Annotated in this window: 11 protein-coding genes; 6 read left to right on the forward strand and 5 right to left on the reverse strand. The window is 63.3% G+C overall.

Annotation, left to right across the window (positions count from 1 at the left end; all coding sequences use genetic code 11):
- Nucleotides 1-33 precede the first annotated feature (33 nt).
- The 6 genes from JOD97_RS20990 to trpC all read left to right on the forward strand — a co-directional run bounded on the left by JOD97_RS20990 (nucleotide 34) and on the right by trpC (nucleotide 5,643).
- Nucleotides 34-735 carry a phosphoglycolate phosphatase gene (locus JOD97_RS20990; RefSeq protein ID WP_209722813.1) on the forward strand — a complete coding sequence of 234 codons (702 nt, stop codon included), beginning with the start codon at nucleotides 34-36 and terminating at the stop codon, nucleotides 733-735.
- A gap of 206 nt (nucleotides 736-941) precedes the next feature.
- Complete coding sequence (gene trpE, locus JOD97_RS20995) at nucleotides 942-2,438, forward strand: anthranilate synthase component I (protein WP_209722816.1); 1,497 nt, start codon at nucleotides 942-944, stop codon at nucleotides 2,436-2,438.
- 1 nt (nucleotide 2,439) lies between these two features.
- The gene (locus JOD97_RS21000) at nucleotides 2,440-3,003 is read left to right on the forward strand and encodes an aminodeoxychorismate/anthranilate synthase component II (RefSeq protein ID WP_209722819.1); all 564 of its coding nucleotides are present in this window, start codon (nucleotides 2,440-2,442) and stop codon (nucleotides 3,001-3,003) included.
- 123 nt (nucleotides 3,004-3,126) lie between these two features.
- Complete coding sequence (gene trpD / locus JOD97_RS21005) at nucleotides 3,127-4,164, forward strand: anthranilate phosphoribosyltransferase (RefSeq protein ID WP_209722822.1); 1,038 nt, start codon at nucleotides 3,127-3,129, stop codon at nucleotides 4,162-4,164.
- Nucleotides 4,165-4,175: 11 nt separating this feature from the next.
- Complete coding sequence (locus JOD97_RS21010; protein WP_209722825.1) at nucleotides 4,176-4,829, forward strand: LysE family translocator; 654 nt, start codon at nucleotides 4,176-4,178, stop codon at nucleotides 4,827-4,829.
- Nucleotides 4,830-4,842: 13 nt separating this feature from the next.
- Nucleotides 4,843-5,643: an indole-3-glycerol phosphate synthase TrpC gene (gene trpC / locus JOD97_RS21015; protein WP_209722828.1), complete on the forward strand. Its 801-nt coding sequence runs from the start codon at nucleotides 4,843-4,845 to the stop codon at nucleotides 5,641-5,643.
- A 10-nt stretch (nucleotides 5,644-5,653) separates the two neighbouring features.
- Here the strand turns inward: trpC and JOD97_RS21020 are convergent, their stop codons facing one another.
- The 5 genes from JOD97_RS21020 to JOD97_RS21040 form a co-directional block, all read right to left on the reverse strand.
- On the reverse strand, nucleotides 5,654-6,862 hold the full coding sequence (locus tag JOD97_RS21020) for a GGDEF domain-containing protein (RefSeq protein ID WP_229264622.1): 1,209 nt from the start codon (nucleotides 6,860-6,862) through the stop codon (nucleotides 5,654-5,656).
- A 238-nt stretch (nucleotides 6,863-7,100) separates the two neighbouring features.
- Nucleotides 7,101-8,930 carry a M61 family metallopeptidase gene (locus JOD97_RS21025; protein ID WP_209722831.1) on the reverse strand — a complete coding sequence of 610 codons (1,830 nt, stop codon included), beginning with the start codon at nucleotides 8,928-8,930 and terminating at the stop codon, nucleotides 7,101-7,103.
- A gap of 10 nt (nucleotides 8,931-8,940) precedes the next feature.
- Nucleotides 8,941-9,525, reverse strand: coding sequence for an NTP transferase domain-containing protein (locus JOD97_RS21030; RefSeq protein WP_209722834.1), 585 nt, complete (start codon nucleotides 9,523-9,525; stop codon nucleotides 8,941-8,943).
- A gap of 5 nt (nucleotides 9,526-9,530) precedes the next feature.
- Nucleotides 9,531-11,771 (reverse strand): xanthine dehydrogenase family protein molybdopterin-binding subunit, encoded by a 2,241-nt coding sequence (locus JOD97_RS21035; RefSeq protein WP_209722837.1) that lies wholly within the window; start codon nucleotides 11,769-11,771, stop codon nucleotides 9,531-9,533.
- Between the two features lie 11 nt (nucleotides 11,772-11,782).
- Entirely contained in the window at nucleotides 11,783-12,241 is a 459-nt protein-coding gene (locus JOD97_RS21040; protein ID WP_209722840.1) for a (2Fe-2S)-binding protein, read from the reverse strand.
- Between the last annotated feature and the right edge of the window lie 67 nt (nucleotides 12,242-12,308).

The raw sequence follows: 12,308 nt of genomic DNA on the forward strand, positions 1-12,308 counted from the left end.
TTTTTTTGCCTAAGTTCCGAGGAAATGTACCCAATGTCCGCCAATCTGAAACTGTCCCCCCTGGCAGGCGTGCGCGCCGCGATCATCGACCTCGACGGCACCATGCTGGACACCATCCCCGATTTCCACGTCGCCATCAACGGCATGCTGGCCGAGCTGGGCCTCGAATCGATCCAGCAAGAGCAGATCGCGCTGATGGTCGGCAAGGGCTCGGAAAACCTGATCCGCTCGGTGCTGGCCCTGCAACTGGACGCGGCCGGCGTCGAGCAGCGCTTCGACGCCGCGATGGACGCCTACCAGCGCCACTATCTCGGCATCAACGGCAACCACAGCGCGCTCTACCCGGATGTGATCGAGGGCCTGGCGGCGATGAAAGCCAACGGCCTGCGCCTGGCCTGCGTGACCAACAAGCCGATCGCCTTCACCACGCCGCTGCTCAAGCTCAAGGGCCTGGACGGCTTTTTCGACGTGGTCTACGGCGGCGATTCGCTGCCGCGCAAGAAGCCCGATCCGCTGCCGCTGCAGACGGTGTGCGCCGATTTCGGCTTGGACCCGGCCCAGGTGGTGGCCATCGGCGACAGCTCGAACGACGCGCAAGCGGCCCGGGCTGCGGGTTGCCCGGTGTTGACGGTGCCTTACGGTTACAATCACGGACAATCTGTACACGGGATCGATTCCGATGGTATAGTAGACACGCTGCTCGACGCGGCAAGCCGTATAAGTTCGCAAAATTAACCTTTAGCTGAACCAACCCTGACCGAATGTCTTCCATCAAAAAACACAATGTCAACCAAACCGGCTCGATTGAGGCCTGGCTTTGGCGACGCTGGCAATCCTGGCAAAACTAAGCCGAACTGATTGCTGTCGCACGTGCACGCGCACCCGACAGGTTTTTTGACAAACCACCGCCAACCCACACCCTGGCGGCATGGAGATAAGACATGACCGAACTCGAATTCAAATCGTTGGCCAACGAAGGCTACAACCGCGTCCCGCTGATCGCCGAAGCCTTCGCCGACCTCGAAACCCCGCTCACGCTGTACCTGAAACTGGCGCAGACCCAGAACGCCGGCAAGAACACCTTCCTGCTCGAGTCGGTCGTCGGCGGCGAGCGCTTCGGCCGCTTCTCGTTCATCGGCCTGCCGGCGACGACGGTGCTGCGCACCTTCGGCACCCGCACCGAGATCGTCAAGAACGGCGCCGTGATCGAGACCCACGAGGGCAACCCGCTCGAATTCGTCGAGGCCTACCAGAAGCGCTTCAAGGTCGCGCTGCGCCCGGGCATGCCGCGCTTCTGCGGCGGCCTGGCCGGCTACTTCGGCTACGACACCGTGCGCCACATCGAAAAAACCCTGGCCAACACGCAGCCGAAGGACGATCTGGGCCTGCCCGACATCCAGCTGATGGTGACCGAGGAGCTGGCCGTCATCGACAACCTGTCCGGCAAGCTGTATCTGATCGTGTACGCCGACACCACGCAGCCCGAGTCCTTCAGCAAGGCGCGCCAGCGCCTGAAGGACCTGCGCATGATGCTGCGCCGCGGCGTCGACGCGCCGGTGACCAGCGCCTCGGTGCGCACCGAAACCTTCCGCGACTTCCCGAAAGAGGACTACCTGAAGGCGGTCGCCAAGGCGCACGAATACGTGATGGCCGGCGACTTGATGCAGGTGCAGATCGGCCAGCGCATCCGCAAGCCTTACGTCGATTCGCCGCTGACCTTGTACCGCGCGCTGCGCTCGCTGAATCCGTCGCCATATATGTACTTCTACAATTTCGGCGACATGCAGATCGTCGGCGCCTCGCCGGAGATTTTGGTGCGCAACGAGACGGCGCCGGACGGCGAGAAGAAAGTCACCTTGCGTCCGATCGCCGGCACCCGCCCGCGCGGCGCCACGCCCGAGCGCGACGCCGAACTGGCCAGGGAACTGCTGGCCGATCCGAAAGAGATCGCCGAGCACGTGATGCTGATCGATCTGGCGCGCAATGACCTGGGCCGCATCTCCGAGATCGGCAGCGTCAAGGTCACCGACCGCCTGGTCATCGAAAAATACTCGCATGTGCAGCACATCGTCTCCAACGTCGAGGGCAAGCTCAAAGACGGCCTGTCGAACCTGGACGTGCTGCGCGCGACCTTCCCGGCCGGCACCCTGACCGGCGCGCCGAAAGTGCGCGCGATGGAGGTGATCGACGAGCTGGAAATCACCAAGCGCGGCATCTACGGCGGCGCCTGCGGCTACCTGTCGTTCGGCGGCGAGATGGACGTCGCCATCGCCATCCGCACCGGCGTGATCAAGGACGGCATGCTATACGTGCAGGCCGCCGCCGGCATCGTCGCCGATTCGGTGGCCGAGATGGAATGGCAGGAAACCGAAAACAAGGCGCGCGCCGTGCTGCGCGCCGCCGAACAAGTGCAAGATGGCCTGGATGGGGAGTTCTGAGATGCTGCTAATGATCGACAACTACGACTCCTTCACCTACAACATCGTGCAGTACTTCGGCGAGCTGGGTGAGGATGTGCGCGTGTACCGCAACGACGAAATCACGATCGCGGAAATCGAGGCGCTGAACCCGGACCACATCTGCATCTCGCCGGGCCCCAAGGACCCGTCGCAGGCCGGTATCTCGATCGAGGTGCTCAAGCACTTCGCCGGCAAGAAGCCGATCCTAGGCGTGTGCCTCGGCCACCAGGCCATCGGCGAAGCGTTCGGCGGCAATGTCATACGCGCCAAGCAGGTCATGCACGGCAAAACTTCTTTAATCGCGCATACGGGCGTGGGCGTCTTCAAGGACCTGCCCTCCCCGTTCACGGTGATCCGCTATCACTCGCTGGCAATCGAGCGCAGCTCGCTGCCGTCCTGCCTCGAAGTGACGGCATGGACCGATGACGGTGAAATCATGGGCGTGCGCCACAAGGACTACGACATCGAGGGGGTTCAATTCCACCCCGAGTCGATCCTGTCGGAACACGGTCACGCACTGCTGAAGAACTTCCTGGTTCGCTAGCGAACCCGCACTGCCAACCGGGGTCGGACCCCGCTGGGTCCGACCCCTAGTGGTAACGCATGCGTATCACTCAAGGCTGCGGGTTGCGGGTTCCGCGCTCTACAAATTAAAGAAGGAATTGTCATGGCTATCACCCATCAAGAAGCACTGCTGCGCTGTATCGAACACCGCGAGATCTTCCACGACGAGATGCTGCACCTGTTCCGCCAGATCATGTCCGGCGAAATGTCGCCGTCGATGATCGCTGCCCTGACCATGGGCCTGCGCGTGAAGAAGGAAACCATCGGCGAAATCGCCGCCGCCGCGCAGGTGATGCGCGAATTCTCCACCAAGGTGCCGATGGCCGACACCACCGGCCTGCTCGACATCGTCGGCACCGGCGGCGACGGCGCGCACACCTTCAACATCTCCACCGCCTCGATGTTCGTGGCGGCGGCGGCCGGCGCGCGCGTGGCCAAGCACGGCGGACGCAGCGTGTCGTCGTCGTCCGGCAGCGCCGACGTGATCGAATCGCTGGGCGCCAACATCAACCTCAAGCCCGAGCAGATCGCGCAATCGATCGCGCAGACCGGCATCGGCTTCATGTTCGCGCCCAACCACCACGCGGCGATGAAACACGCCGCGCCGGTGCGCCGCGAACTGGGCGTGCGCACCATCTTCAACATCCTGGGGCCGCTGACCAATCCGGCCGGCGCGCCGAACATTCTGATGGGCGTTTTCCACGCCGACCTGGTGGGCATCCAGGTGCGCGTGCTGCAGCGCTTGGGCGCGCAGCACGCCATCGTGGTCTATGGCCGCGACAATATGGACGAGGTCTCGCTGGGCGCCGGCACCCTGGTCGGTGAACTGGTCGACGGCGAGATCCGCGAATACGAAATCCATCCGGAGGACTTCGGCCTGCCGATGATCGCCAGCCGCAACCTGAAGGTGGCCGACGCCGCCGAATCGAAAGCGAAGATGATGGAAGCGCTGCGCGGCGAACCTGGCGCGGCCTACGATATCGTCTCGCTCAACGCCGGCACCGCGCTGTACGCGGCCGGGGTGGCAAGTTCGATCGAGGACGGTCTGGCGCGCGCGCGCGTCGCCATCACCTCCGGCGAGGCGCTCAAAAAGATCGAGCAGTTCGTGCGGGTCACGCAAAGCCTCGCCGGCGCCAACTAAGGGCGGCGGTCATGTACGGCATCCACGACCTGACGCTGTTCATCATCTCCGGCCTGCTGCTCAACATCATGCCCGGTCCCGATTCGCTGCTGATCATGACGCGCAGCGCGACCCAGGGCTGGCGCGCCGGTTCGGCCGCCGCGCTGGGCATCGGCGCCGGCACGATGGTGCATATCTTCGCCGCCGCGCTGGGATTGTCGGCGCTGCTGTCGACGTCCGCCGCCGCCTTCACCGTGGTCAAGTGGGTGGGCGCGGCGTACATCGTCTACGTCGGCATCGGCATGCTGCGCGCCAAACTGCGCGGCGAGGCCGACGCCGGGGCGGACGACGCGACCGCCGCCGCGACCACGCGCCTGCCGTATCGTAAAATCTTCTTCCAGGGCTTTCTGACCAATGTGCTCAATCCCAAGGTGGCCTTGTTCTTCCTGGCGTTCGTGCCGCAGTTTATCGCCGCCGATTCCACCAGCAAGCCGCTGGCGTTCATCATCCTGGGCTGCATCTTCAATTTCAACGGCATGTTATGGTGTAACGGCCTGGCCGTTTTCACCGCTTTCGCCAGCGCGCGGCTCAAGGTCAAGCCGCTGGTCGCGCTCTGGCTGAACCGCGTTACCGGCGGTCTTTTCCTGGCTCTCGGCCTGCGCCTGGCGCTGGCGGAACAACAATAATCTTAGGTCCCTCATGTCCGATATCCTGAAAAAAATCCTCGCGGTCAAGGCAGACGAAGTCGCCGCCGCAAAAAAGCACCGTGACCTGGCCAGCCTGCGCGCCGAAGTCGAAGGCGATGCCGAACTGCGCGCCGGCCTGCGCGGCTTCGAGGCGAGCCTGCGCGCCAAGATCGCCGCCGGTTCGGCCGGCATCATCGCCGAAGTGAAAAAAGCGTCGCCATCGAAAGGCGTGATCCGCGCCGACTTCCGCCCGGCCGACATCGCTGTCAGCTACGCCGCCAACGGCGCCGCATGCCTGTCGGTGCTGACCGACGAGCAGTTCTTCCAGGGTGCGGAGGCCTATCTGCGCCAGGCGCGCGCCGCCTGCGCGCTGCCGGTGCTGCGCAAGGACTTCATGGTCGATATTTACCAGATCTACGAGGCACGCGCGATGGGCGCGGACGCGATCCTGCTGATCGTCTCGGCGCTGGACCACGGCCTGATGGCCGAAATGGAGGCCTGCGCGCACGAGCTGGGCATGGGCGTGCTGGTCGAGACCCACGACGGCGACGAACTGACCGCCGCCCTGCGCCTGAAAACGGCCATGGTCGGCATCAATAACCGCAATCTGCGCACCTTCGAGACCTCGCTCGACACCACCATCGGCCTGCTGGACCGCATTCCGCCGGAAAAACTGGTGATCACCGAGTCCGGCATCATGGTGCCGGCCGACGTCAAGCTGATGCGCGACGCCAGCGTCCACGCCTTCCTGGTCGGCGAAGCGTTCATGCGCGCGCCCGATCCGGGCGCCGAGCTGAGCCGCCTTTTCAACTAAGCAACAAACACTAAGCCGACGCGTGCAGCGGTAGCACCGCCTCGGCGGCGATCTCGATGCGGTCGCGGCCGCGTTCCTTGGCGCAGTACAGCGCCCGGTCGGCCCGCAGCAGGATGTGGTCGAGCTCCTCATCCGGACTGACCTGGCAGGCGATGCCGATGCTGACCGTGTACGGCGGCAAGGCGGCCGCCGCAGCGCTCTGCTCGCTCTCCGTTTCGGAACGGGGCGCCCGCAGCACCGTCTGGATGCGCTCGGCGACATGGTGGGCGCGCTCCAGCCCGGTAGCCGGCAGCAGCACGATAAACTCCTCCCCGCCGAACCTGGCCACGTGGTCCGACGCCCGCAAGGCCTTGGCGATGACCGACGCCACATCGGTTAAAACCCGATCGCCGATAGAATGTCCATAGCAATCATTAATCGCCTTGAAGTAGTCCAGATCGATGCTGAGCATCGTCATGACGGTCTGCTCGCGGCGCATCAACGCGTGTTCCTTCGCATAGACCTCGGTAAAACCGCGGCGGTTGAGCACCTGCGTCAGCGGATCCAGGGTCGAACGGCGCTCCAATATCGTTTGCAGGCGGCGCGTGGCGACCGTCATGAATCCCACCGTCAGCAGTAAAGTCATGAAATGGCTGGTGACCAGATACAGGTTTTGATGGGGGCCGCTGACGAATAAATTCATATCGTCGCTGCTATGGGTCATGGCCAAAACGCCGCGTATCAGCACGATGACCGACTGGAATAACATCAATAATCCAAAAAACACGGTGGAGAAATGGCGCTCGCCATAACCCCATATCAGCACCACCTGATAAGAATATAAAACAAAAGCCAGGATCGAAAAGATGGCGAGGCGCCCGGAATAATCAGGATCGACAATCACATAATAGCCGCTCGTCACCATTCCCAACGACCAGATAAAATGGAATAACCACCATGAGCACTCGCGGCTGTAAAACATTTGTGTGCCGATCAGTCCGAATCCGAGTCCCCATAGAATGACGGCGTTGGCGCACAGCGGCGACAAAATATTCCCCAATAGCCCGCTACTCGAGGCGTAAATCCCCGAGCCGAACGCCAGCAATACCAGGCTGATCGCCCATTGTTTCAAACCTTTGATTTCGCGGGGGAAACTCGAATGGGCGGAATAAACGACAACACTCATCGCAACGGCCATCACGGTCGACATCAAAACGATAGTGGCGGGATCGAGTGGCATAACTTGCGGATCGGTAGCTAACCAATGAAGAGTTATGGTTAAATTTTAAACCAGAACCGGACTTGACGGAAAATTAAGCCCCATCAAACGCTGCGATGCACAAAAAATGTCGCGCCCACGCCGCCACACGTGCCGGATTTTGGCTATAACATGCCAAGATTTAGCTTGGGATTGACGAAAAGAAACCGCCAGCGCCGGCAAACGGAGAACCGATGCGGCGGTGGCGGTAACGGGGAAGCTAGCGGGCCGCGCTGGGGCGCAGCGGACCGGTCGATTTCTTGCCGGCGGGATCCAAGGTCAGCGTGATATTGGGTACCCGGTCACCTTGCAGTGCGACACTAAAAGTCATTAACTCGTCGCGACGGAAGGCGTGCACCTCGATATTGGAGCCGACGCCGTAGCGCGACAACAGGGTTTCCAGATTGGTCGCGGTCACACGCAAACCATCGATGGCCACCAATAAATCCCCGGCGGATAACCCCGCCAAATGGGCGGCGCCATTTTCGTGCACGCTCGACAATTTGCAGTCGTTACCGTCACGACCGATATTCGCATCCAGGCTGGCCTTTGACGATTTACGCTCGTCCGCGTATTTAACCCCGAACGGCGCCAGCAATTTAGCCAGTGGCACGTCCTCGGTACCGCGTATATATTTATCGAAGAACGGCTTGAAACGTCCGCCGCTGATTTCGTCCAATAACGCTTCCACCTCGGCCGGCGTTACGCCGCGGCCGCCACCCTGATAAAAATCGCGGCCATAACGCTCCCATAATGCGCGCATCACGTCATCGAGCGATTTCTTGCCGCCGGTTTTAGCGCGGATACTCAAATCCAGCGCCAGGCCGATCAGCGAACCTTTCGTGTAATAACTAATGATTGCATTCGGCGCATTCTCATCCTGACGATAATATTTACCCCATGCATCAAAGCTGGAATCGGCGACGCTTTGTTTGGTCCGGCCGCTACCGCGCAGCACGCTGCCAATAGTCTTGCCCAATAGCTTGAAATACGCGGGCTCGGCGATCACGCCGGCGCGCACCAGCATCAAATCGTCGTAATAACTGGTAAACCCTTCGAACAACCACAGCAGCGGTGAATAGTTTTCGACTTGTAAATTGTAAGGCGCAAACGCCGCCGGCTTGATGCGCTTGACGTTCCATGTGTGGAAGTATTCATGGCTGCACAACCCCAGGTATTGCAGATAGCCGTCGCTGATGTCCTTGCTGGTGGCCGTCGTGCTCGGCAGGTCGGCGCGGGCGCAGATCAGCGCGGTCGAGGCCCGGTGCTCCAGGCCGCCGTAGCCATCGCCCACCGCCAAGGTCATGAAGACGTAGCGGTCCATCGGCGCCTGTTTGGACTTCGGCTCGAAAAACGCGATCTGGGTTTCGCAAATCCGTTTGAGGTCGGCGCTCAGGCGCGCCAGGTCCAGGTTCGGCACCCGGCCGCTGATGACGATGTCGTGCGGGACGCCATGGGCCTTGAACGTGGCCAGCGCAAAATCGCCCTGCTCCACCGGATGGTCGATCAGCTCATCGTAGTTGGCCGCGATGTACGTGCCAAAACCATAACGCTTGGCCTTCAGCTCCGGCAGCGACGTCGCCACGCGCCAGGTTTGCGCCGCCGCGTGGTCCGGCCGCTGAATGTCGACCACGTGCGGCTGGTCTTCCTGCCCCAGCACGCGCAGGAACACGCTGGTGCCGTTGAAGAACGCGTGGTTCTGGTCCAGATGCGCGGCGCGCACCGACAAATCCCAGGCGTAGACTTCGTAATGCAGCGTGAGCGGCGCGGGGCGGTCGTTCAAGCCGCCCTTCGGCGGCGCCGCCTTCCACGAATGTTTATCGAGCTTGGTCAGCTCGACCGGCTCGCCGTTCGATTCGGCGCTGATGCGCACAATGTTGCGGGAAAATTCACGGATCATGTAACTGCCCGGTATCCAGGCCGGCAGCGCGAAGATCTGGCCGTCCGGCGCCGGCGCGTCCACCGTCAGCGTGACGTGAAACAGGTGCGCCGCCAGATCGTGGCCGACGATGGCATAGGCGATGGCCGCGTTCTTGTTCAATTTCTTCATCTTGGTCCTTTTATGGGAGATCGCCCCGCAGATCGCCAGGCATATCGATATCGCGCACCACGCCAGCGTCGTCGACCACCAACTCGCTCACGGCATGGCTTTTTAAGATCGCGCGCGCGCCCTGGTCGCCGGACAGCGCCAGCAGCAGCGGCAAATGAAAACTGCTGAAGGCGACCGGATTGCCGCGGCGGCCCTCATATACGGGCGCCGCGATGCGCGCGCCCCGTTCCACCGTGGCGGCCAGCGCGCGGATGGTCTCCGGCAGCACGTAGGGCATGTCGCCCAGCGCGATCACCCAGCCTTCCGCCCCCTTGGTGTGTTCGATCGCCGTCGTCAGCGACTCGCCCATGCCCAGGTCGGCGTCGGCGCACACGCGCACCTCGCAACCGAGCGCGCCCAATAGCGCGGCCACCTTGTCGTCGCCGGGGCGCACCACCGCCAGCACGCGCGGCAGCGCGGCCAGCATGTTCTTCGCGCTGGCCGCGACCACCACGTCGCCAGCGTCGCCCAGGGTTTGCAGCAGCTTGTTTTGAACGCCGGACGGATCGAAACGCTTTCCCCGTCCGGCCGCCAGCAAAATACCCGTCAACGCCATGCGGCTCAGGCCTTGGCCTTGGCCGCGCTCAGATCGAACGGCAGCTTGCGCAGGCGCTTGCCGGTCAACTTGAACAGCGCGTTGGCGAAGGCCGGCGCCAGCGGCGGCAGGCCCGGTTCGCCGATGCCGGTCGGCGGGTCGTTCGACGGCACGATGTGGACGTCGATCGCCGGCATGTCGGTCATGCGGGCCACGGTGTAGTCGCTGAAGTTCTGCTGCTCCACCACGCCGTCCTTGATCGTGATGGCGGCGCCGGGCAAGGTCATGCCAAGGCCCATCAGTGCGGCGCCCTGGATCTGCGCTTCGATCGTCAGCGGATTGACGGCTGTGTTGCAGTGGACGCCGGCGGTGACCTTGTTCAGCCTTGGCGTGCCGTCCTTGTTCACCGACGCCACCACCACGTAGGCGACCACGGTACCGAACGCCTCGTGCACCGCCACGCCCCACGCCTGGCCTTTAGGTAAAGCCTTCTTGCCGTAACCCGACTTGGCGACCGCCAGCTCCAGCGCCGCCACGTGGCGCTTGCCCTTCTCGCCCATCAGCTTCTTGCGGTAGGCGACGGGGTCCATCTTGGCCGCGTGCGCGGCTTCGTCGATCAGCGTCTCCATCACGTAGGCGGTGTGGGTCGAACCGACGGAGCGCCACCACAGCACCGGCACGTTGGCCTTGACCGCGTGCGCGCTCAGGTTCAGCGGCACCTCGTACGGTTCGCCCATGCCTTCGACCATCGTCGAATCGACGCCGTCCTTGATCATCACCGCCTCGAACGGCGTGCCCGTGATGATCGACTGGCCGACGATGACGTGGTCCCAGGCGACGATTCCGCCCTTGGCATCGAAGCCGATATCGGCGCGGTGCACATGCGACGGGCGGTAGTACCCGCCCTTGATGTCATCCTCGCGGCTCCACATCACCTTGACCGGTTCGGTCTTGCCGGCGGCCCGCCAAGCCTTGGCGACGTTGACCGCTTCGACCAGATAGTCGGAACCGGGCACCGCGCGGCGGCCGAAACCGCCGCCGGCCGTCATCGTGTTGAGCACCACCTGATCCGGCTTCAGGCCGGCGGTGGCGGCGATGGCGCCGTGGTCGAAGGTCTGGAACTGGGTACCGGCCCACACGGTGCAGCCGTCGGCGCGCAGATCGACCACGCAGTTGAGCGGTTCCATCGGCGCGTGCGCCAGATACGGAAACTCGTAGACGGCGGAGATCTTCTTCGCCGCACCGGCCAGTTTGGAGGTGTCGGCCTTGCGCACCGGCGTGCCCGGTTTCAGCGCCAGCGCCTTGAACTCCGCCAGCTGCTTGTCGCTGCTGACTTTTTCCACGCCGCTGGTGTCCCAATCGATGACCAGCGCCTCGCGGCCCATCTTGGCCGGCCAGTAGCCGTCGGCCACCACCACCACGCCGCTGCCGCCGCGATCCGTCGACACCTGCAGCACCTCGATCACGCCCTTGATGGCCTTGGCCTTGCTGGCGTCGAACTTGGCGACCTTGGCGCCGAACACCGGCGGCCGCGCCACCACGGCGACCTTGCTGTCGGGCGCCTTGAAGTCGATGCCGAACTGCTGTTTGCCGCTCGATTTGGCCGTCGCGTCCAGGCGCTTGACCGGTTTGCCGATGATCGTGAAGTCCTTCGGGTCCTTCAGCTTGACGCTGGCGGGGACCGGCTGCTTCATCGCCGCATCGGCCATCGCGCCGTAGGTGGACTGTTGGCCCGCCGGCCCGGTCAGCGTGCCCTTGGATGTCTTGACCTGGTCGGCCGGCACCTTCCATTGCTCGGCGGCCGCCGCGATCAGCATCGCGCGCGCCTTGGCGCCGATTTCGCGGTACTGGATATACGAGTGGGCGATGCTGCCCGAGCCGCCGGTGATCTGGATGCCGAAGATCGGGTCCTTGTACTGATCGCCGGCCGGGGCCAGCGCGCCGACCATGTTCGACCAGTCGGCGTCGAGTTCCTCGGCGATCAGCATCGGCAGCGCGGTTTGCACGCCCTGCCCGATCTCGATGCGGTTGACCTGCACCGTCACCGTGTTATCCGGCGCGATGCGCAGGAAGGCGTTCGGTTCATAGACCTTGGCCGGCTGCTGGGCGTTGGCGAGGCGGCCGGCGCCGGGCAGGAAGAAGCCCAGCACCAGGCCACCGCCGGCAACCGCGCCGGCTTTCATGAAGCCGCGGCGCGAGACGCCCGCCGCCGGCGCCAGCGCGCCAAGGGAGGCCATGTTTTCCTGATTAAGCCATTCGATACGCATACGGTGTTCCTTTAAGCGATGGTGTTGGCGGCGTCTTTAATGGCGGCGCGTATGCGTTGATAGGTGCCGCAGCGGCAGATATTGCCGCTCATGGCGTTGTCGATGTCGGTGTCCGACGGCTTTTTATTCGTGCGCAGCAGCGCGGTCGCGCTCATGATCTGGCCACTCTGGCAGTAGCCGCACTGTGGCACGTCGAGCTTGACCCAGGCATCCTGCACGGCCTTGCCGATCTTGTCGTTTTCCATCGCCTCGATGGTGGTGATTTGCTGGCCGACGGCGGCCGAAATCGGCGTCACGCAGGAGCGGATCGGTTCACCACCCAGGTGCACGGTGCAGGCGCCGCACAGGGCCGCGCCGCAACCGAACTTGGTGCCGGTCATGTTCAGGTTATCGCGCAGCGTCCACAAAATCGGCGTCGATGGATCGGCGTCGACCTGCACGTCCTTGCCGTTGATATTCAATGTGATCATTTAATTCTCCTGGAGGGGCGCGCTTGTGGGTATATTTTTAGGGGACCGCGACGGGGTCCCCTTGCGG

The organism is Duganella sp. 1411, from assembly GCF_017833525.1.
Lineage (GTDB): Bacteria > Pseudomonadota > Gammaproteobacteria > Burkholderiales > Burkholderiaceae_D > Rugamonas.